Consider the following 19,758-nt stretch of genomic DNA (forward strand, 5'->3'; position numbering starts at 1 on the left):
CCGATCGGGCGCAACGAGGTCAGGCGCCAGTCAGGCTGGCCGATAGCAGCAGCAGACCGAACAGGAAGACGAAGGCGGCACCGCCGATTTCGACGAAGGAATGGATGCGGTTGCCCATGCGGCCGTCGCCGGCGAAATACACCGCCCAGTTCTTCGCGGTGACCGCAAGCGTCGCCAGAGCCGAGACGGTGATTGCGGTGCCTAACGCCATGGCCAGCACCGACAGGATACCGCCGAACCACAGCCCATTTAGCAAGGCGAAGCTCAGCACGATCAGCGCGCCGGAACAGGGGCGGATACCGACGGCAGCCACCGCCGACCAAGCCGTGCGCCAGTCGAAGCGATCGCCGGAAAGCAGCGCCGGGTCGGGCGCATGCGAGTGCCCGCAGGTCTCGCAGACCTCCCCCGCCGCATGGCTGTGGTGATCGTGCGCAGCATGGGCGTGGTCGTGTGCGCCGTGGTCATGATGGTCATGCGCATGGTCGTGATCGTCATGCGCATGAAGCGCGTGGGAATGTGCCGCATGGGCATGCGCGGAATGTGAATGGCCGGCATGTGAATGGCCGGCATGGGCAGCCGAGAGGCTGTAGCCGGGATTTGCGCCGAACAGGCGCAGGATGGCCGGGCCAGCCTTGCGCCACAGCAGCCAGGCGCCGAACAGGGTGACGAAGACATAGCTCATGATTTCGAGGAACCATGCGGCGTCGGTCATCGATATCGCGGTGCCGCGCAGCACGAAATAGGCGAGCAGCATCACCACGATCGCGGTCAGCGCCTGCAGCAGGGCCGAGACGAAGGACAGCATGATGCCGCGCCGGAGCGCCACTTCATTGGCCACCATGTAGGATGAGATCACCGCCTTGCCGTGACCGGGGCCGGCAGCGTGGAAAATGCCATAGGCAAAGGACAGGCCGATGAGCAGCCACATCTTGCTGCCGTCCTGGCGCATCGCCTTCATCGCGCCGGCAAGCGCATGATAGAATTCCTGCTGGCGCAGATTGATCCACATCAGGATGTGGGCGAACGGGCCGGTGGCGGTTGGAGCCATGCCGTCATTGGTGCCGATGCCGAGCGAGCTCTGGGCGTGGGCGGAGCCGAGAAAGTGCGTCATCACAAAGGCGGCGGCCAGAAGACCGACTGCCAAACGCAGGGACGGTTTCGTCACTGGATCTATCCTTCCGGCTGACAGGTCAGTTCAAGCTTGGTGGCAAAGATCTTGCTCATGTCGGTGCCCGTCGGATCGTTGAAGAACGCGTCGGTCAGGGTCTTCTGGTTCTGGGCGATCGCCTCATCCGGATTCGGGCGGACAACCTTGCTGGTGCAGGTCGGCGGCAGGCCATCGACCTGCAGATGGGCATCCTCGGTGAAATCGATCGCGGTGTAGAAGGTCGGGTCGTACACCCCGATGTCGATCTTGCCGCTGAGCTTGATCGGCGCCTTCGGTTCAGATTCGAACAGGATGATCAACTGGTCGTTGTCGAAATTGGCCATCAGCTGCGGCGGCGGGGTCATTGCCACGTCCTTGCCGTCGACGGTGACGAGCTGGAAGTAGTTGAATTCGGCAAGCGAGGCATGGACGGTGTCGGCAACATCCTTCAGCTCCTTGTCGTCGAGCTTCAGGTCGGAATTCTTGTCGAACTCCATCATCACCGTGCTCGAAAACAAGTCGTCGAAGCGCCAGACATGGCGCAATGCCTTCACAGTTTGGTGATCCGGGCCGAGGACCACTTCGAGCCGTGCCTCGGCGAAGACGTGGGGATGCACCTCGGCCGGTCCGACGGCGGCGATAGTCGCGGTCAAGGCCGAAGCCAGCATGATTGCTTGCTGTTTCAGGTGCATTCTCGGTCGCGATTCAATCGGCTTCGGTGAATTGCCGACAGTTACCAGAAAGGGGGCGAAAATGGGACCGCAAGCCGGCTGAAAGCTCATGCGGTGTCCAGCGCCTTGAACCACTGCACCAGGAAGTCGACGAATACGCGAACTTTTGCAGGCAGATAGCGCCGGTGCGGATAGACGGCGAAGATGCCGCCGCCGGGCAGGATGCGGTCATCCAGCGCAGTCACCAGCTTGCCGCTTTCGATGTCGGGCGCGGCGATGAAATCCGGCAGGATGGAAAATCCCAATCCAGCCACGGCAGCGGCCCTTGCCGCCATCGGGCTGTTGACCTCGATCGGGCCGGAAACCGAAACGCTCACGGTATCGCCGCTGTCGCCCTTGAACGGCCAGTTGGTGAGCCAGCGGCCATTGGTGTCGATGATGCAAGGCACGCGGGCAAGGTCTTGCGCCCTGACCGGCATGCCGTGCTTGGCGATCAGTTCGGGAGACGCGCAAAGCCGTACCGAAAATGGCGCCAGGCGCCTGGCGATCAGCGAGGAATTCTCCAGCCGCGAAATGCGCACCGCCAGATCGAAGCCCTCCTCGACTAGATCGACGAAGCGATCGTCGAGATGAATGTCGAGGACGATGTCGGGATGCTGCTTGGCGAAGTCGATCAGCGATTGGCCGATCGGCGCGTCGGCGAAAGTACGCGGCGCCGACAGCTTGATCCTGCCGCGCACGTCGCCGGAGGATTCGCGCACCGCATCGGCAAGGCTGTCGACCTCGCGCACGATCTCCGAGGCGCGCCGGTAATAGGTGTGGCCGGCCTCGGTCAGGGAGAACTGCCTGGTGGTCCGGTTGAGCAGCAGCGCGCCGAGTTCGTCCTCGAGCTCGCGCACATATTTCGACAATAACGCCTTCGAGCGACCGATCTTGCGCGCCGCCGCCGAAAAGCCTTCGGCCTCGACCACGTCGATGAAGGCACGCATGCGGGTCAGCGTATCCATGTCATGCGCCTCCTTGGCGGGCTGAAAGGATGCGGGCGGCCAGCGCAATCAGCTGCCGGTCGCTGTTCTTCGGGCCGAGCAGCGAAAGGCCGAACGGCGCCCCGCCGGTCTTGCCGAGCGGCAGCGTGATTTGCGGAAAACCGGACAGGCCGGAAAGGCATAGCAGTCTCAGCGCGCGCTCGCGATAGGTCTGCAAATCGTCGAATGTCGCGGCCTTGAGCGGCGCGGCACCCGGAGCGGTCGGAAGCACAAGAACGGCGTCGTCGCCAAGCAGGCCGGCAAGTTCGAGGCGAAACGAAACGCGACGTTCCGTTTCGTGCTGCGCGGTTGTCGCGCTGATGGTCGCGCCATGCTCGAAGCGCTCCTTGACGCCGGGGCCGAGCATGCGGTCGCCGCCGGCGATCCAGGCGCCGTGGCTTTGCCAGGCTTCATAGCCCTGCAGCTTACGGAAGCACCAATAAAGATCGTCGATTGAATGCGACAGCGGGCCAACGCTGCGCGGCGCGCCCAGCACCGACGCGACACTGCGGACCATGGCGCGATATTCATCCGCCTCCAGCGGGCCGAGCACGAGGCTGTCCAGCGCGTCGAGGGCAAAAGGGCGTACCAGTTCGTGGCGATGCGGATCGTCGCCGAGCAGCACCGTGCCGACCTTTTCGTAAGTGACGATATCCCTGGCGAACCAGCCGAACGTGTCCAGCGAAGGCGCCAGCGGCATGGTGCCGTCGAGCGGGATGCGGCCATGCGTCGTCCTGAGGCCGATCAGGCCGCAGAAGCTTGCCGGCGCACGGATCGAGCCGCCGGTGTCGGACCCGGTGGCGATGTCGGCGAGCCCGCCGGCTACCGCCGCGGCAGAACCGGAGGATGAGCCGCCGGTGACGCGGTCGGGTGCCGCCGGATTGATCGGCGACGGGAAATGCGCGTTCAGCCCCAGCAGGGAAAAGGCGAGTTCGTCGGTCTGCGTCTTGCCGACGAAGCGTGCGCCCGAATCAAGCAGCGCCTGGACGGCCGGCGCGGTCGCCGTGGCCGGTGAAGCTTCCCGGTATTTCTGCGGATTGCCGCAGCCGGTGCGGTAGCCGGCGACGTCGAAGATATCCTTGACGGCCAGCCGCAAGCCGACAAGCGGGCCGGATTGCGCATTGGTAACAGGGGCTTGATCAAGGTCGAGAAAAGCGTTCAGCGGGCCGCGAGTGCCTGTCATGCGTTCGATATCCGGATGTGCTTGCCGCAGCATTGTTCTTCTGGTTGCCGCAGCATTGTTCGATGCCACAAATTTTACAACCTGCCATACGATTTTTATTGATTGTGAAATCTTTCGCTCTTATATCGCGCTTGCCCAAAGTCGCACGTGCCTGTGGGTGTCCGCCGATCCTCGAATGGTGAGGGATATCGGTAAGGTAACTGGAGCCAACCCCTCCAGTCGGTTTAGCGGCCAACCGCCAACCGAGGACACCTTGAAGCAACGACGGTGCGGGCCTTTCTGGTGTTCTGCCGGTCGTCCAAAGACCGGGGTTACTGAAGAGGCACACCTTCATTGCCGGCAGTGCGGACGGGTCTCCCATCCAAGCCAAGGCAGACAAAGCGAACCGAGGCCGGGCAAGGCCAAGGTTCACCGCCGCGAGACGGCGCTTCATGGTTCCGGGGTCTCCACCGGCTGGTTCCATGGATTTCCGTCCCGCCTTTGTCCACCGCGTGTTCGCGAGGCCGAGAGCCCGCGTCCGCAAGCCTTTGTGCGCGCCGAAAGGCGCTGATGGAGAGACCCCGATGGCTACCCAGCGCATCCTTGATTTCCTCGCTACCCGACGTCCGAACGGCCCGTGCCTCGTCGTCGACCTCGATGTGGTGCGCGACAATTTCCGCGCCTTCGAGAAGGCGCTTCCCGATTCCAAGATCTACTATGCGGTGAAAGCAAACCCGGCGCCGGAAATCCTGCGCCTGCTTGCTGCGATGGGCTCGTCCTTCGACACCGCTTCCGTTGCCGAAGTCGAGATGGCGATGGACGCCGGTGCGCCGGCGGACCGCATCTCCTTCGGCAACACCATCAAGAAGGAGCGCGACATCCAGCGCGCCTACCAGCTCGGCATTAAGCTGTTTGCGGTGGACTGCGTCGAGGAGGTCGAGAAGATCGCCCGTGTCGCTCCCGGCGCTCGCGTGTTCTGCCGCGTCCTGACCGACGGCGAGGGCGCCGAATGGCCGCTGTCGCGCAAGTTCGGCTGTGTGCCGGCGATGGCGGTCGACGTGCTGCGCCATGCCAGGGCGCTCGGTCTCGCCGCCCATGGCGTGTCGTTCCATGTCGGCTCGCAGCAGACCGACCTGACCGCCTGGGACCGCGCGCTGGGCGACGCCAAGAAGGTGTTCGCGACGCTCGCCGAAGAGGGCATCGTGCTGAAGATGGTCAATATGGGCGGCGGCTTCCCGACCCGCTATCTCAGGGATGTGCCGGTGGCGCAGGCCTATGGCCAGGCGATCTTCTCGGCGCTCAGGAAGCACTTCGGCAACGCGATCCCCGAGACGATCATCGAGCCGGGCCGCGGCATGGTCGGCAATGCCGGCGTCATCAAGTCGGAGGTCGTGCTGATCTCGAAGAAGGCCGACAACGACAATGTGCGCTGGGTGTTCCTCGACATCGGCAAGTTCGGCGGTCTGGCCGAGACCATGGACGAGGCGATTCGCTACCCGATCGTCACCGCGCATGACGGCACCGAGACCGCGCCTTGCGTGCTCGCCGGCCCGACCTGCGATTCGGCCGACGTGATGTACGAGAAGACGCCGTATCCGCTGCCCTTGTCGCTGACCATCGGCGACGAGGTGCTGATCGAGGGCACCGGTGCCTACACGACGACCTACGCGTCGGTTGCCTTCAACGGCTTCGAACCTCTCCGATCCTACGTGATCTGACGGTTCGAAAGAACCGATCAGATCATCCCGAGGTGGGCGCCTGTCGCCCGCCCGGGCTCGCCTGTGGAACAATCCGCTCGTGAAGGATCGCGGAAATGGACGTTTTGGATTTCATTGTTGAAGGCGCCGCGGGAATCTCCCCCTCGAGGGGGGAGATTGCCGGCGCTTTTGTCATCACTGCCGAAACCGCCGCCGACGTTGGCGCGCGCGAGGCTTTGCTCGATCGCGCCATGGGGCCGAAGCGCCGGAAAAAGTCGTCGGAAAAGCTGCGGCGCGGCCGCCGGCCTTCGGAGGGCCTTGCCTTTGTCGCGCGCGATGCGTCGGGCACTGTTGCCGGCACCGTGCGGTTGTGGGACGTGGTGCTGGGCGAGGGCGGCAAGGCAGCGCTGCTGCTCGGCCCGCTTGCGGTCGACCCGGCGCTGAAAAATGCCGGCATCGGCTCGGCGCTGATGCGCCATGCAGTGACTGAGGCCGAGCGGCTTGGCCATGCGGCGATCCTGCTGGTCGGCGACGCACCCTATTACGAGCGCTTCGGGTTTTCGGCCGCAAAGACCGGCTCGCTGGCCATGCCGGGGCCTTACGAGCGGCACCGCCTGCTGGCGCGGGAACTGGTGGTCGGCGCGCTCGACGGCGCGCAGGGCACGTTGAAGGCGGCCGGGCGCAAGCTGAAGGCGCAGCGGCTGTCGCTCGCTGCCTGATGGTTCGAAGCCGCCGTCGTCGCGCGCGGCGGCTTGTCTCACCTTAAGCGATCAGCCGATCAGCTGGCTGAGCGCCATGGCGACGCTCATGTCGCCTTCGACCTTTATCTTGCCGGACATGAAGGCCATGGTCGGGTTGAGATCGCCTGATATCAGCGAGTCCAAATCGTCGAGCGACAGCTGTATGGTGCAATCTGCCGGTGCATCGGTGGTCGAGACATCGGCGCCGTCGATGACGATGACGCCGTCGCTGCCGGTGTCGAATTTCACGGAGCGATCGAACCCGGCGCTCGCCACGCGCGACCTGATCTTGTCGGCAATCTCCTGAACGCTCATGGCGGTTCTCCTCGTCTGGTTGCGTTTGTCGCGCCTTGGCGCTTCGACCCGGCCGAAGCCGCTTGCCTGGTTTTACAGCCACGGTCGGCGCATATAGCTTCGGGTTGACGTTTACGTCAACGCGGTTCCCCGAGCTGAAGATGGGCTTTATCGCCGCAGCATCACGCGGGCATGACACCTTGGCGGCCGGCATTGTTGCCATGCAAAGCCGCCGGGCGTATCAGGCACCACTCCCCTTTTGATATCGGCGAGCCGCCCCGGTGCTTTCCAGAAACGAACCGCAAGTCTATGCCCGCCGACTGCGCGCGGTGCTGATCCGATCGATCCCGCTGCTCGAGGCGCGCGGCATCGCCGTCGTCATTCTGGCGGCTTTGGTCGGGGTGATAGCGGGTGCGCTGGTCACCGGCATGAGCGAACTGGTGCAGGTCCTGCATGGGCTTATGTTCGGCGTTCAGCCCGGTGGTCGGCTTTCGGCGATGTTTTCGCTGCAAAGGCCGGAGCAAGCGCTGATACCGGCGATCGGCGGCATCCTGCTCGGGCTGACGGTGATCTGGCTGAGAAAGCGGAAGTTCCGCACGCCGGTCGATCCGATCGAAGCCAACGCCCTTTACGGCGGCCGCATGTCGCTGACCGACACTTTCATCATCGCCGGGCAGACGATGATCTCGAGCGGCTTCGGCGCTTCGGTCGGGCTCGAGGCCGGCTACACGCAGGTGGGTTCCGGCCTGGCGTCGCGGCTGGCGCGCTTGTTCAGGCTGCGCCGCAACGATGTCCGCATCCTCGTCGGCTGCGGTGCGGCCGGCGCGATCGCCGCCGCCTTCGATGCGCCGCTGACCGGCGCCTTCTACGGTTTCGAGCTGGTCATCGGCATCTATTCGGTCGCCAATGTCGCGCCGGTGATGGCCGCCGCGATCTCGGCCTCGCTGACCGCCGAAATGTTCGGCGGCGTGCCGTTTCCGCTGGAGCTCGCGGGTCTGCCGGCGCTCACCGTCAGCCAGTATTTGCCGTTCATGCTGCTCGGGCTTTTGGGTGGCGGTGCTTCGATCGCCATCATGCATCTGGTGAGCCTGATCGAGCGCATCTTTGCGCGGCTGTCGATCGACGCCTCGTTGCGCCCAGCCATCGGCGGCGTGATGGTCGGGCTGCTGGGGCTGATCACGCCGCAGGTCCTGTCCAGCGGCCATGGCGCGCTGCACCGCGAATTCGCGATGAATTACGGGCTGGCCGTGGTGGCCAGCGTCTTCGTGCTGAAGCTGTCGGCGTCGGCGATCTCGCTCGGCTCCGGCTTCCGCGGCGGGCTGTTCTTTGCCTCTTTGTTCCTCGGTGCCCTGCTCGGCAAGATGTTCGCCGGCGCGATGGCGTTCGTCTCGCCGGCGACCGGCATCGACCCCGCCGTCGCCGCCGTCGTCGGCATGACCTCGCTCGCCGTCGGCGTCGTCGGTGGCCCGTTGACGATGACCTTCCTGGCGCTGGAATCGACCCGCGACCTGACGCTGACCGGCGTGGTGCTGGCCGCCTCGCTCATGGCGGCGATCCTGGTGCGAGAAACGTTTGGCTATTCCTTCTCGACATGGCGCTTTCACCTGCGCGGCGAAACCATCCGCAGCGCCCATGATGTAGGCTGGATGCGCAGCCTGACGGTCGGCTCGATGATGCGCAAGGATGTCCGCACCATCGACGCCTCAACGACGCTTGCAACATTCCGCAAGCAGGTGCCGCTCGGTGCCTCGCAGCGCGTCATCGCGGTGGATGCCGAACTGCACTATGTCGGCGTGCTGATCGTCGCCGAATTGCACAGCCATTTGTCGGATGACGAGATGCCGGTGCTGTCCTTCGCCAAATTTAGGATGCGGTGCTGGTGCCGAGCATGAACGTGCAGTCGGCGGCCGAGACCTTCCAGCGCGCCGGCGCCGAGGAATTGGCAGTGGTCGAGGATTTCACCGACCGCAAGGTGGTCGGTTTGCTGACCGAAGGCCACCTGATGCGCCGCTATGCCGAGGAACTCGACAAGGCGCGGCGCGATCTGTCGGGCGAGGGGTAGCCGAGAGGGGATGGCGATCCCGCTGCATTTAGCTGGACACCGCCGGCGAATGACCGCTACCATCGCGGTGGCTTTGAACCAGATTTCATCTGGAGCCAGATTCCGCCTGGAGATGGCGTGCTCGAAGAACCGAACAGAAATCCCGGATCCCATCGCTATGGGAAGCCGAGCTTGTGGTGGCCACCACCGTTGGGTTGACGGCCTGCGGGCCTGATCCAAGCTGAAAATCAAATTCTGTGTTCAGAGAGACATCATCATGAATACCCTGCTTTCCGTGGAAGCCCGGGAGACCGCGCTTGCCGTGACTTTCGTGTCGGGCGAAACAGTCTGCTACCCCTGGCTTTGGCTAAAGGACAATGCACCATCGGCGTTTCACCCGCAGACCGAAGAACGAACTTTCGACCTGACCAGCGTAGACCCCTCGCTCAGACCCATCAGCGTGCGGGACAGGGGCAGCGCTGTGGGCATTGTCTGGCAGAACGACCAGGCTGAGGAGGAATTCCCGAGCCAGTTCTTTGAGTCCTACCGTCCCGGCAGAAAGCGGGACGATCCGGCCGACATCGCTCCGAAACTCTGGGACGCCTCAATCAATCTTGAAACCATGCCGCGTCACGCCGCCGGGGACATCTTGCAAAGCGATGCCGATCTGCTCGCCTGGCTGAAGGCAACGGCTGCATACGGGCTCTCCATCGTCGATGGGCTTGACGATGATCCCGATGCGGGGCGGCGTTCGGCCGAGCGGATTGGTTTCCTGCGCCAGACAAATTTCGGCACGATGTTCGAAGTCGTGTCGATGCCGAACCCGAACAATCTGGCCTATACGCCGGTCGCCTTGCCGCTACACACCGATCTCGCGAACCAGGAGGTGCCGCCCGGCTACCAGTTCCTGCATTGTATCGCCAATGACGCTGAGGGCGGTGGATCGATCTTTGCCGACGGGTTTGCGGTCGTCGCCGCGCTACAGGCGGAAGATCCGGAAGCCTACCGCCTATTGTGCGAGATCGAGATCCCCTATCGTTTTCACGATGAAAACTACGATCTGCGCGGTCGGTTTCCTGTGATTGTAACGCAACGCGACGGGGAAGTGACGGAGTTGCGGTTCAACGCCCATCTTGTCGATGTCATCGACCTTCCCTCCGACCTATGCGCGCCCTTTTATGCGGCTTATCGCAAGCTGATGATGATGATCCGCGGGCCGCGTTTCCAAATAGCCTACCGCCTGAAGGCCGGCGAAATGGCGGTCTTCGACAATCGCCGGGTGTTGCATGGCCGCCAATCGTTCAACCCGAACACCGGGCGGCGACATCTGCGCGGATGCTATGTCGATCGTGGTGAGTTCCAGAGCCGGATTCGCGTCCTCTCGCGATAGTGATGCGACACACATGTCGGCTGCTGCGTAAGGACGGCTCACGTCAACGGTCCGCTAATCGCCGGCTCAGAAATCCGATTGCGCGAACTGCCTTCTTCCTTGTGGAAGAGTGTCTTGAAGAAAAGAGCGTCGGGAACCGCATTGATTACTTTTGCGATCACGGCGGTCGCGAGCACGGCAAACGCTAGGCGACCGAGAAGCACGCTCGTAGCATCGGCGCCAAGTGCGACAACGACCAACGTGTCCTCAATGAGGCTATGGGCAAAACCCATGAACACGCAGGCGAGGAATATCTGACGCGGCTCCGCGCTAGGCGTGCGCGCCTCGCGGATCAGCAGTCCTGCGCCATAGGAAATCCCGAGAAACAGGCCGACAGCGGCGAAAGGTACCGTCTGCTTTTCGATGCCGGCGAGCCGAAAGAGCGGTGCAAGTCCTCTGTTCATCCACTCCAAAATGCCCGCCATCTTGAGAAGCTCGATAACCCAGCTTAGCGCAAGCAAAACGATGAGCATGATGCCCAGGGTTTTGACTGTGCCCAGGAGAAAGCCGCCCCAGTCGGTGCTTTCATTCGTCGGCATCCACGCCGGCGCCACCGGTCCTGACAGCCATCCGGTCATGGCGAATATCTGATGCAGAAGGATAGCAAAGACCAAACCCCCGCCAATACGAAGCGCCGCGGTGACCAGGAAGCTCGGCCCGGCCCTCTGAATGATGCGTTGCTCGATCGGAATGGCATGTGCAAACAGCAAGAGAGCCGAAAGAACCGTCATCTCGGCAGTGCTGAGCGCCGAAACCGGGACCAAGGTGAATACGATCACAAGCGCGCCCCAGATCCCGACCAGCAATCCCGTCAGCCAGGCAAAGGCGAGTTCATGTGGCAACCCCACCTGCAACATGAGCGGGGAGAAGAACGGAGAAATCGCCTGGATGACGCCAAGGTCCTGCAGGAGCCGCGTGGCTATCGCAACCGGAACGATCACGCGAACCAGTTCCCAATAGATTTCAAGCGTTTCCAATGTCTTGCGATTGAAGGCGGCGCAAATTGCCATCATGCTGCTCCATCATCCCTGGAGCCATCTGCGTAACCTGAGACGCTTCGCATTTGTGGTCAAAGTTTGCGATTTCGTGCAATAAAATTGCAATACACCGACGATGAGCGCGACCGAGATGGACAAGATCGACAGAAGGCTTCTCAACCTGCTCCAGGATGATGCCTCACGAACGAACGCCAAACTGGCGGGGTTAGTCGGGCTTTCCCCTTCGAGCTGCCTGCGCCGCATACGACGACTGAAGAAAAGCGGCATCATTAGCCGCGTTGTCGCGCTTCTCGCACCTGCAAAGGCTGGCCGGGGCTTGAAGGCGATCGTCACGGTCGAACTGGAGCGTCATGGCGAGCAGTATATGCGGGACTTTCTCGAGTTGGCCGCTCAGGAACCGGCCGTCACTCAGGCCTACAGCGTGAGCGGCGAAACCGACGCCGTCCTTATGCTCCGCCTGACGGATATGGAAGAGTTCGATGCGCTATGCGAGCGACTGTTCCGAGACCGAAGCAACGTCGCGCGATACCAAACGATGTTCGTGATCCGAACGGCCAAAGAAGTGACCGCAATTCCACTGTAGTGTTCGGGTTGCGATAGACCTGCTAGGCCGTGAATTCAGCGGCCCGGCGAAGAAACTTTACGAACTTTCAATATGCCGCAAAGGCGGTAGTGAAGGAACGCCTAGCGCACGCTAGGACAATCGCTGGCGCCGAATGTCGGAATTGGGCGCCAGCTCGACGCATTTCATGGCGCCTCCCTCACGCCCAGGCATGAAGCTGTCCTTGTTGACTCAAGGGGAATTTGCATGCGTGGTCATTGCTTATGTGGCGCTATTGCTTTTGAAGTCGATGGCCCGGCACAGGCCTGCGTGGTTTGTCATTGTGAAAGTTGTCGGCGGCAATGTTCTGCGCCGATGACCTCCTATATTGGCGTCTTGAACGGCCAATGGCGATGGCTGGGCAAGCTACCGAAGATATTCAACTCTTCTCCCGGTGTGGAAAGAACATTTTGCGATCACTGTGGCACGCCGCTGTCCTTCCGCTCAAAGAACATGTCTGATGTTATGCATTTTTTTGCGGCAGCGATGGAGGAGCCAGAAAAATTTGCACCTACGCTGCATGTCGCCTTTGAGGAGAAGCTCCCTTGGTTGAAACTCGCCGACAACCTGCCGACCCGTTTTGGGCCTGACTATACGAAAGACTAGGATCTGCTCGCATCGAGACAAACGGCGGAAGCTGAGGACAGCGTCCGGAAGCGAGATGATACCCCCGTCCGTTCAAACGGCGGTCAAACATTATCGATCGTGGCTGCTCTCGACCTGCTTGAGCGGCAGCAGGTAGGCGATAATCTGCTGATCGCCGAGAGCTGGATCAAAGCCAATAATGTCGGATGCGAAAAGGTCGTGAGCAGGGCGTCTCTCGAAGCCAAGGCTCTCGTACAGCTTGCATGCAGACGGCATGAACGAGGCAGTGTGAAGCGCAAGGCCGCCTGAGCCTTGCCGACGCGCTTGCATGACGCACCATTCGCAAAGCGCGCGGCCATATCCGCGGCCCTGTGCCGAGGGAGCAACCGCGAGGGTCCTGAGGCCTGCCAGCCCGGGCGGCCAGCCCATGCGGTCAAAGGCGGCATCGGCGTTGTAGGTGACCGTCCCGACGAGCCGTCCCTCGGCTTCGAGCACCGCGACGCTAGCCTTCGCCCAACGCCCCGCGACATCCCGCGCATCCTTGACGTAGGGCTCGAAGATGTGCGGTGCCAGAACGGGCCGTAACGATGCGAAAGCCTCTGAGACGAGCAACCCAATTCCATCCAGTTCCTGACGGCTTGCCAGGTGGACGCGTGGCTTGGATGCGATCTGCATGCATGTCCTCACTGCTTCAGTAATCCGACCGTATGTAGGGCTCCCTCCGGCTGGCTGGACTTCGCCCGGCTTCGGCCGTCGGCCGTATCCCGCAGCGCGATTCACCCGGAAAAGGTTCGCCTGCCACAATAATGACCGGCAGCAAGATTCCAACGGACCTGAGCCGTCGAGCCGCGACGACGAGTTAATCGGCGGAGCACCTCAAACTTTCGGTAACAGTTTGCTCATGCTTATGCGCTCCTCGACCTCGTATCCGCACTTTCGGTAGAACCCAAGAACCGTCGAATTGGAAGCGACAATTTGGAGGTTGATCTTTATGCAACCAAGGCCGGCGAGCCGCCTTTCGGCCTCATGGATGAGGGCCTCGCCGATCCCTTTTTGGCGATGGGACTGCAAGGTAGCGATGCGCGATATCCACCCTCGATGGCCGTCATACCCGGCCATGATCGATCCGACGACCTGATCGGCCTCTATCGCCACCAAAAGCAGGTTCGGCTGATGCCTCAGCTTCCCGCGAAGCGGGAGCGATCGTAGTTGCGCGACATCTCGAGCCCAGACTATCCGGCTCTATAGTGGAGCGTTACGGCGACCCAGCAGCAGAGCGATGCCCAACGCCGGAAGCGTCGCCATCGCGACGGCGAAGAAGACGAATTGCAGCCCGGCCGATGCGGCGACCAAGCCGAGCGCCGGACTGCCGAAGCCGAGCGCCACGTCGAGGAAGACGGTGTAGAGTCCCATGGCCAGGCCGCGGCTGCGTGGCGGAAGACGGCTCACGGCCTCGGCACCGAGGCCGGGATAGACCAGCGAGTAGCCAAGGCCAGTCAGGCCCGCTCCGATGGCGGCTAGAACGGGCCCGGGCGCAAGCCAGATCAGCATCAGCCCTGCAGCCTCGACAGCCACGAAGATCATGGCGACCCGTGCGCCCCCTAACCTGTCAGGCAGGTGGCCGAAGCATAGCCTTGCCACGATCAGCGACGCGGCATAGGCCGTGAAGGGAAGCCAGACCGGCTGCCAGCCCCGCTCGGCAAAGAGCAGCGCGCCGAAGGCCAGAATCGCACCATAGCCGAGACTGCTGAAAGCTGCTCCCACTCCGGGAAGCCAGACCGCTTGCGCCACGCTCCTCCATGACTGCGGCACGCTGCTCGCGGCGGCGCTGGCGCCGCGCATCGGCAGGATGGCAAGCAGCGTTGCAAGCGGCAGGACGATCGTCGCCAGTGCGATCGCGGTGAAGCCGCTCGCCGCATAAAGCGCAGATCCGATCGGCGCGCCTAGCGCGAGTGCTGCGAACATCGCCGTGCCCACCCAGGCTATGACCTTTCCGGAGTTCTGTCCGCCCGCAATGGAGAGGCCCCAGGCGACGCCACCGGTGATGATGAAGCTCTCAGACGCGCCCAGTACCGCCCGGCCGGCGAACAGCGCCGATGCGGACGCCACCGGCCGGTCGAGCAATGTCAGTGAGCCGAGGTAAAATAGCCCCGCCACGGCAGCGGCAATGAGGCCGACGACGACGGCCCTCTTGCCGCCGCGCCCATCGGCATAGTTTCCAGCCCCAATGCGCGACAGCATCGAGGCGACGAACTGGCTGCCAGTGACCAGCCCGACCGCGAAGGGGCCGAAGCCGAGCTGCTGGTGAAGATGCAGCGGCAGGACGGGTAGCGCCAAGCCGATCAGGAGGAAGCCGGCGAAGACAGCCGCCATGATTGGCACCAGTTCCGCTATCGCGCCATTTCGGTCTGAAGTCCGCGCCATTGTGGCCACCGATAAAACTTTGACAGTCGGGCTGTTCCGATCAGTAACGTTCGTAGGTCACGCGCCAGCCTTCGGCCGGATTGTCCGGCGTCAGGACCAGTTTGTTGTCCGAGACTTCGAATTTGCGTTTCATGCTCTTCCCGACAAGGTTGCGGACCAGGGAGGACTCGATCGTGATGACGAAGGTCTTGTCCTGGTCGTCGATAGCGACCGGCCCGTAATAGGCTTCGTAGCCATTCTCTGTGTAAGGCGTGTCCGGTGCCTTGGCGTCGGGGTTCTGCGCCTGCACCGACAGGGTGCCGGCCTCGGTGAAGATGACTTGGCCGGAATATGGCACGGGCTTGAGGCTTCCCTCGGCACCGGCCTCGAGCGACCTCATGCGCCATGCGCCGATGATCGGCGACTCTTGCGAGAAAGCCGGCGTGGCGACCGAAAGCGCAAGGGCGGCAATCTTCAATCTCATCGTCATATGTCGTTGTTCCTTTTCTGATTTGTGGGTGCGGACAGGCCGTCCGCCCAATCTTCGCTCACACCGAAAGCATGACCTTGATGGCGCGCCGCTCGTCCATGGCGCGGTAGCCTTCAGCGACCTCGGCCAACGGCAGCTTGAGGTCGAAGACCTTGCCGGGCTTGATCCGACCTTGCAGCACACGGCCCATAAGGTCGGGCAGGAAGCGGCGCACCGGCGCCGGGCCGCCCAGCATGCGCTTCTGGCCGAAGAACAGTTTTTGGCCGTCGAAGTTCACGCCGTGCGGCACGCCGACATAGCCGATGGTGCCGCCGGGGCGAGAGCAGGCCAGCGCCTGGTCGAAGGATTCCGCCGTGCCGACGCATTCCAGCACCGAGTCCGCGCCGACGTCCTTGGTGAGCTCTTTGATCCGGGCCACACCTTCCTCGCCGCGCTCGGCGACGATGTCGGTCGCGCCGAACTCGCGGGCGAGTTTTTGGCGGCTGGCGTGCCGGCTCATGGCGATGATGCGCTCGGCGCCCATCTCCTTGGCCGCAAGCACGCCCATCAGGCCGACCGCACCGTCGCCGACCACCACCACCGTCGATCCTTCTCGGACCTCGGCTGCGTCGGCCGCATACCAGCCGGTGCCGAGCACATCGGACACAGCCAGCAGGTCAGGGATGAGTTCGGCCGGCGGCACCTCGGCGGTGGCGACCAGTGTGCCATCCGCCAACGGCACGCGGGCGTAAGGCGCCTGCGCGCCCGACATGAACTCGCGCTGCACACAGGACGACTGGAAGCCGAAGCGGCAATGCGGGCAGGTATTGTCGGAGAGGCAGAACGAGCCGACGACGAACTGGCCGGGGCGCACCGTGCGCACCTCTGCGCCGACCTCGACGACGATGCCACAATATTCGTGGCCCATATGCATCGGGCCGTCGACCCGCTGCAGCCCGCGATAGGGCCACAGATCCGAGCCGCAGATGCAGCTTGCCGAGAGCTTGATGATGGCGTCCGTCGGCCGCATGATTTGCGGATCAGCGATCTCCTCGCAGCGGATGTCGCCCGGTTTGTGAAGAACGGTTGCGAGCATTTTGGTTCCTTTCGAGTGGAGAAGATCAAGCGCGGTAGTCGGCGTCGCTGACATGTTCCAGCCAGTCCACGACCTTGCCGTCCTTGACCTCCTGGAGAGCAATGTGGGTCATGGCAATCTGAGCCGACGCGCCGTGCCAGTGCTTTTCGCCGGGCGCGAACCAGACGACGTCGCCGGCACGGATTTCCTCGACCGGGCCAGCCTCGCGCTGCACGCGGCCCAGGCCCGAGACGACGATCAGCGTCTGGCCGAGCGGATGCGTGTGCCAAGCGGTGCGGGCGCCGGGCTCGAAGGTCACCTGTGCGCCTTGAACCCGCCCGGCATCGAAGGGATTGAAGAGCGGATCGATCCGCACCGTTCCGGTGAACCAGTCAGGTGGTCCCTTGCCGGAAGGCCTCGTGCCAGCGCGAAGAATGTCCATGGTGATCTCCTTTGTGTCCTCAAGTGCGTTCGATGCGAAGCGGGAACTCGCCGCGAATGTGCAGGGCCTGCTCGCCCTCGTCGAAGCGGCCGAGCCTGATCAGCCCGGGATGGCGATAGTCGGCGTAGAACATGGCCAGGTTACCCCAGGACGTGAAATAGCAGAGGTCGTAGGGCTGCTCGTTGGCGAACGGACCACTTCCCTTCTCTGTCAGCTTGCGCGGCAGATAGGCGATCTTCTCGTTATGCGCGTAGTCCTCGATCTTGAGATCGAGCGGCAGCATGGAAAAGAAATCGCGCGCCGACGGATTGTCGTAGAGCGTGGCGGTCATGATGCGGCCGTTGAAAATCATCCTGATCTTCATGTTGGTTGACTCCTGGCTGACTGGGGCTTCGCCTTCTTGGCTGGCGGCTGCTCGAGGCAGGGCCGCCACCGCGAGCGCGGCGCCGAGCAATGTCCGGCGGTTAAGCGGCGCACGCTCGATGATCATGGCAAAGATCTCCGGGCCATATGCGATGCGGCAAGGGCGGCGAGCGCCGATCCGCAGAGCAGCACTGCACCTAGAGTGAACGCTCCCCACCAGCCGACCGTATCGAAGAGCGTGCCGCCGATCGCGGCGCCGCCGGTGATGGCGAGCTGGATGACTGCCACCTGCAGCCCGCCGCCGGCCTCTGCGTCGTTTGGCAACGTCCGGCTGAGCCACGTGCCCCAGCCAACGGGCGCGGCCGTGCCGAAGAAGCCCCAGGCAACGAGCAGCAGCGCTGTGGGAACGGGGAGGGCACCAAGGGCGATGAGCGCAGCGGCCAAGGCCGCCATGACCAGCGGGATGACGATGAGGATGCTGAACAGACGCGTGGACAAAAGCCGGCCGACGCACCATGTGCCGAGCACCCCCGCCAGCCCCATCGCCAGCAGGATCGCCGAGAGAGCAGCGATGTCGAGCCGGGTGACGCCCTCGAGGAAGGGCCGCAGATAGGTGAAGAGCGCGAACTGGCCCATGAACAGCATCATGATCGACGCCATGCCGAGGGCGACGGGAAGACGGCCGAGGAGCGCCAGTGGATTGCCTGAACGCTTCCCCCGGCGCGGGGGCAGCGCCGGCAGGCTTGTCCACTGCCAGGCCAGCGCCAGAAGCCCAAACGGCACGACGAGGAAGAAAGCGCCGCGCCAGCCGACATAGGCGCCAAGAAAACTGCCCAGCGGCGCGGCGATGGTGGCCGCAATGGCATTGCCGGCGTTCAGCATGGCGAGACCCTTCGGAACCATGTCTTGCGGCACGAGGCGCATGACGATCGCGGTCGACATCGACCAGAACCCGCCGATCGCGATGCCGAGCAGCGCCCGGCCGACCATGAGGAACGCGTAGTTCGGCGCGAAGGTGACAGCCAAACCGGACACGATGAGGAGGAGGGTGAAGCCGGTCACGACCAGTCGGCGGTCGATATGGCGCGTGAGGCCGGCGACCAGCAGGCTGGTCACGACGGCGAAAACGCCCGAAATCGAGATCGCCTGTCCCGCGCGGCCCTCGGTGATGCCGAGATCGGCCGCTAGCGGCGACAGCAGGCTGACCGGCATGAATTCCGACGCGATGAGCACGAAAACACACAGCGCCATCGCCAAAACCGCGCCCCATGCGGCACGGTCACCGACAAGCCTTGTGTCGTACGTCGTTTCCATAATTGGCATCCTTGCAGGGCGACCGGGCGGATCAGCCGCCAACGCCGTCGCGATGCCAGAAGATATTGCAGAGGAACCCATTCTATTAGACTAAGTAATTCGCATGGACTTATCTGCTCATGATATAAATATCCGACGGGAGGTACCCTATGCAGCGCGATGGCATGAAGGATCTGCTATGGTTCGTGGCGGTCGCGCGGGAACGGAGCTTCACCAAGGCGGCGGCCAAGCTCGGAACCTCGCAGTCGACCCTGAGTTCGACAATCAAGGAGCTTGAAGCTCGTCTCGGCGTCCGCCTGCTGACACGTACGACGCGGAGCGTCGCACCGACCGAGGCCGGCGAGCGACTTTTCCAATCTCTTGTTCCCCGCTTCGAGGAAATCGAAGCGGACCTCGCAAGCCTGGTGGCCTTTCGCGACAAGCCCTCCGGAACGGTCCGTATCACGCTTTCCGACCATGCGCTCCAGACGACCGTCTGGCCGAAGCTGCAGCCCTTGCTCAGCGACTATCCTGACGTGTGCGTCGAACTCTACAGCGACAACGGCATGAAGAACATTGTGGAGGAGCGCTTCGACGCAGGCGTGCGGCTTGGTGAGAGCATCGACAGGGATATGATCGCAGTGCGCATCGGGCCGGATTGGAGGCTCGTGGCCGTGGCTTCGCCGGAGTACTTTTCCCGCCATCCGGTTCCGACCGCACCGCAGGATCTGGTCAATCATGACTGCATTAATATGCGGCAGGCGACGTTCGGCGGATTATATGCCTGGGAATTCGCCAGGGATGGCCGCGACCTTCGTGTGCGCGTGGAAGGCCAGCTCACCTTCAATTCGTCCATTCCCATGATCGAGGCTGCGATAAGCGGTTTCGGGATCGCCTATGTCCCGGAAAACCTCGTCAGCCACCACATCGCCAAGGGATGCCTTAGGCTCGTGCTTGACGACTGGAGTCCGCCATTTGCGGGCTATCACCTCTACTACCCGAGCAGGCGACAGCTCTCGCCTGCGATGGCGGTGATCATTGAGGCGCTCCGCCATCGCATCTGACTCCCAAGACTGTGCCTATGAATCATGAAGCTGACATTGGTAAATGGTAGGTTCTGATCCAAGCCATTTGACTTCTACGCTGCGGGCGGCTGCTTTCGCCTCAAAGCAGACGTGTAGCTCGCTCGCCTCTATGTCTGTGATTGACACAGAAGCAGTCATCGAAAAGGAGCCAAACTCGCCGGCTGAACTGGCCAAGAATTCTCGTGGATAGCCAAGGTTTTTCTCGAGCCTAGGCCAAGTCTTGGTCGTCGATGGTAGG

General features: G+C 62.9%; 20 protein-coding genes and 1 pseudogene. 7 read left to right on the forward strand and 14 right to left on the reverse strand.

Annotated features, from left to right (window positions below; all coding sequences use genetic code 11):
• Positions 1–19: 19 nt before the first annotated feature.
• From NKH37_RS05775 to NKH37_RS05790, 4 genes are all read right to left on the reverse strand, one after another.
• Positions 20–1,174, reverse strand: a complete 1,155-nt coding sequence (locus NKH37_RS05775) for a nickel/cobalt transporter (protein WP_352482093.1) — start codon at positions 1,172–1,174, stop codon at positions 20–22.
• Positions 1,171–1,839 (reverse strand): DUF1007 family protein, encoded by a 669-nt coding sequence (locus NKH37_RS05780; protein ID WP_352494723.1) that lies wholly within the window; start codon positions 1,837–1,839, stop codon positions 1,171–1,173. The genes NKH37_RS05775 and NKH37_RS05780 overlap by 4 nt, the downstream gene beginning before the upstream one ends.
• Before the next feature lie 86 nt (positions 1,840–1,925).
• Positions 1,926–2,825 (reverse strand): LysR family transcriptional regulator, encoded by a 900-nt coding sequence (locus NKH37_RS05785; protein WP_023720210.1) that lies wholly within the window; start codon positions 2,823–2,825, stop codon positions 1,926–1,928.
• Between the two features lies 1 nt (position 2,826).
• Positions 2,827–4,026, reverse strand: coding sequence for an amidase (locus NKH37_RS05790; protein ID WP_023720211.1), 1,200 nt, complete (start codon positions 4,024–4,026; stop codon positions 2,827–2,829).
• Positions 4,027–4,589: 563 nt separating this feature from the next.
• Between NKH37_RS05790 and odc2 the strand changes: the two genes are divergently transcribed.
• Together odc2 and NKH37_RS05800 are read left to right on the forward strand one after the other, a co-directional pair.
• Positions 4,590–5,723 carry an ornithine/lysine decarboxylase gene (gene odc2, locus NKH37_RS05795; RefSeq protein WP_352640204.1) on the forward strand — a complete coding sequence of 378 codons (1,134 nt, stop codon included), beginning with the start codon at positions 4,590–4,592 and terminating at the stop codon, positions 5,721–5,723.
• Between the two features lie 95 nt (positions 5,724–5,818).
• Positions 5,819–6,421 (forward strand): GNAT family N-acetyltransferase, encoded by a 603-nt coding sequence (locus NKH37_RS05800; protein ID WP_352640205.1) that lies wholly within the window; start codon positions 5,819–5,821, stop codon positions 6,419–6,421.
• Positions 6,422–6,472: 51 nt separating this feature from the next.
• Here NKH37_RS05800 and NKH37_RS05805 read toward each other — a convergent pair whose 3' ends face one another.
• Positions 6,473–6,757, reverse strand: a complete 285-nt coding sequence (locus NKH37_RS05805) for an SCP2 sterol-binding domain-containing protein (protein ID WP_023720213.1) — start codon at positions 6,755–6,757, stop codon at positions 6,473–6,475.
• Positions 6,758–7,017: 260 nt separating this feature from the next.
• Here NKH37_RS05805 and NKH37_RS05810 point away from each other — a divergent pair.
• Positions 7,018–8,798: pseudogene (locus tag NKH37_RS05810) on the forward strand (chloride channel protein).
• Between the two features lie 256 nt (positions 8,799–9,054).
• Positions 9,055–10,167 carry a TauD/TfdA family dioxygenase gene (locus tag NKH37_RS05815; protein WP_023720215.1) on the forward strand — a complete coding sequence of 371 codons (1,113 nt, stop codon included), beginning with the start codon at positions 9,055–9,057 and terminating at the stop codon, positions 10,165–10,167.
• A gap of 38 nt (positions 10,168–10,205) precedes the next feature.
• Here NKH37_RS05815 and NKH37_RS05820 read toward each other — a convergent pair whose 3' ends face one another.
• Positions 10,206–11,216 (reverse strand): nucleoside recognition domain-containing protein, encoded by a 1,011-nt coding sequence (locus NKH37_RS05820; RefSeq protein ID WP_352481966.1) that lies wholly within the window; start codon positions 11,214–11,216, stop codon positions 10,206–10,208.
• 118 nt (positions 11,217–11,334) lie between these two features.
• Between NKH37_RS05820 and NKH37_RS05825 the strand changes: the two genes are divergently transcribed.
• Positions 11,335–11,787 (forward strand): Lrp/AsnC family transcriptional regulator, encoded by a 453-nt coding sequence (locus NKH37_RS05825; protein WP_353004745.1) that lies wholly within the window; start codon positions 11,335–11,337, stop codon positions 11,785–11,787.
• Between the two features lie 225 nt (positions 11,788–12,012).
• A complete protein-coding gene (locus tag NKH37_RS05830; protein ID WP_353004747.1) occupies positions 12,013–12,411 on the forward strand; it encodes a GFA family protein in 399 nt (132 codons plus the stop codon).
• A 90-nt stretch (positions 12,412–12,501) separates the two neighbouring features.
• Here NKH37_RS05830 and NKH37_RS05835 read toward each other — a convergent pair whose 3' ends face one another.
• The 8 genes from NKH37_RS05835 to NKH37_RS05870 all read right to left on the reverse strand — a co-directional run bounded on the left by NKH37_RS05835 (position 12,502) and on the right by NKH37_RS05870 (position 18,456).
• On the reverse strand, positions 12,502–13,065 hold the full coding sequence (locus NKH37_RS05835) for a GNAT family N-acetyltransferase (protein WP_353004748.1): 564 nt from the start codon (positions 13,063–13,065) through the stop codon (positions 12,502–12,504).
• Between the two features lie 201 nt (positions 13,066–13,266).
• Complete coding sequence (locus tag NKH37_RS05840) at positions 13,267–13,626, reverse strand: GNAT family N-acetyltransferase (RefSeq protein WP_352640245.1); 360 nt, start codon at positions 13,624–13,626, stop codon at positions 13,267–13,269.
• Positions 13,627–13,632: 6 nt separating this feature from the next.
• Entirely contained in the window at positions 13,633–14,814 is a 1,182-nt protein-coding gene (locus NKH37_RS05845; RefSeq protein WP_353004750.1) for an arabinose transporter, read from the reverse strand.
• Positions 14,815–14,854: 40 nt separating this feature from the next.
• Positions 14,855–15,283: a lipocalin-like domain-containing protein gene (locus NKH37_RS05850; RefSeq protein WP_352481972.1), complete on the reverse strand. Its 429-nt coding sequence runs from the start codon at positions 15,281–15,283 to the stop codon at positions 14,855–14,857.
• 58 nt (positions 15,284–15,341) lie between these two features.
• Positions 15,342–16,358, reverse strand: coding sequence for a zinc-dependent alcohol dehydrogenase family protein (locus tag NKH37_RS05855; protein WP_353004751.1), 1,017 nt, complete (start codon positions 16,356–16,358; stop codon positions 15,342–15,344).
• Positions 16,359–16,383: 25 nt separating this feature from the next.
• Entirely contained in the window at positions 16,384–16,779 is a 396-nt protein-coding gene (locus tag NKH37_RS05860; RefSeq protein WP_352481974.1) for a (R)-mandelonitrile lyase, read from the reverse strand.
• 19 nt (positions 16,780–16,798) lie between these two features.
• Positions 16,799–17,269, reverse strand: coding sequence for a cyclophilin-like fold protein (locus NKH37_RS05865; RefSeq protein ID WP_352857028.1), 471 nt, complete (start codon positions 17,267–17,269; stop codon positions 16,799–16,801).
• Entirely contained in the window at positions 17,266–18,456 is a 1,191-nt protein-coding gene (locus tag NKH37_RS05870; RefSeq protein WP_353004753.1) for an MFS transporter, read from the reverse strand. Before NKH37_RS05870 ends, NKH37_RS05865 begins: the two co-directional genes overlap by 4 nt.
• A gap of 149 nt (positions 18,457–18,605) precedes the next feature.
• On the opposite strand from NKH37_RS05870, the gene NKH37_RS05875 reads away from it, so the two are divergent.
• Entirely contained in the window at positions 18,606–19,499 is an 894-nt protein-coding gene (locus NKH37_RS05875; protein WP_353004755.1) for a LysR family transcriptional regulator, read from the forward strand.
• The last annotated feature ends 259 nt before the right edge of the window (positions 19,500–19,758 follow it).

Source organism: Mesorhizobium sp. M1217 (genome assembly GCF_040318275.1).
In the GTDB taxonomy this organism is placed as follows: domain Bacteria; phylum Pseudomonadota; class Alphaproteobacteria; order Rhizobiales; family Rhizobiaceae; genus Mesorhizobium.

Coding starts and splice junctions, on each gene's coding strand:
- NKH37_RS05780 (WP_352494723.1), bottom strand. CDS start 1,839: ATGCACCTGAAACAGCAAGCAATCATGCTGGCTTCGGCCTTGACCGCG.
- NKH37_RS05785 (WP_023720210.1), bottom strand. CDS start 2,825: ATGGATACGCTGACCCGCATGCGTGCCTTCATCGACGTGGTCGAGGCC.
- NKH37_RS05790 (WP_023720211.1), bottom strand. CDS start 4,026: ATGACAGGCACTCGCGGCCCGCTGAACGCTTTTCTCGACCTTGATCAA.
- odc2 (WP_352640204.1), top strand. CDS start 4,590: ATGGCTACCCAGCGCATCCTTGATTTCCTCGCTACCCGACGTCCGAAC.
- NKH37_RS05800 (WP_352640205.1), top strand. CDS start 5,819: ATGGACGTTTTGGATTTCATTGTTGAAGGCGCCGCGGGAATCTCCCCC.
- NKH37_RS05805 (WP_023720213.1), bottom strand. CDS start 6,757: ATGAGCGTTCAGGAGATTGCCGACAAGATCAGGTCGCGCGTGGCGAGC.
- NKH37_RS05815 (WP_023720215.1), top strand. CDS start 9,055: ATGAATACCCTGCTTTCCGTGGAAGCCCGGGAGACCGCGCTTGCCGTG.
- NKH37_RS05820 (WP_352481966.1), bottom strand. CDS start 11,216: ATGGCAATTTGCGCCGCCTTCAATCGCAAGACATTGGAAACGCTTGAA.
- NKH37_RS05825 (WP_353004745.1), top strand. CDS start 11,335: ATGGACAAGATCGACAGAAGGCTTCTCAACCTGCTCCAGGATGATGCC.
- NKH37_RS05830 (WP_353004747.1), top strand. CDS start 12,013: ATGCGTGGTCATTGCTTATGTGGCGCTATTGCTTTTGAAGTCGATGGC.
- NKH37_RS05835 (WP_353004748.1), bottom strand. CDS start 13,065: ATGCAGATCGCATCCAAGCCACGCGTCCACCTGGCAAGCCGTCAGGAA.
- NKH37_RS05845 (WP_353004750.1), bottom strand. CDS start 14,814: ATGGCGCGGACTTCAGACCGAAATGGCGCGATAGCGGAACTGGTGCCA.
- NKH37_RS05850 (WP_352481972.1), bottom strand. CDS start 15,283: ATGACGATGAGATTGAAGATTGCCGCCCTTGCGCTTTCGGTCGCCACG.
- NKH37_RS05855 (WP_353004751.1), bottom strand. CDS start 16,358: ATGCTCGCAACCGTTCTTCACAAACCGGGCGACATCCGCTGCGAGGAG.
- NKH37_RS05860 (WP_352481974.1), bottom strand. CDS start 16,779: ATGGACATTCTTCGCGCTGGCACGAGGCCTTCCGGCAAGGGACCACCT.
- NKH37_RS05865 (WP_352857028.1), bottom strand. CDS start 17,269: ATGATCATCGAGCGTGCGCCGCTTAACCGCCGGACATTGCTCGGCGCC.
- NKH37_RS05870 (WP_353004753.1), bottom strand. CDS start 18,456: ATGGAAACGACGTACGACACAAGGCTTGTCGGTGACCGTGCCGCATGG.
- NKH37_RS05875 (WP_353004755.1), top strand. CDS start 18,606: ATGCAGCGCGATGGCATGAAGGATCTGCTATGGTTCGTGGCGGTCGCG.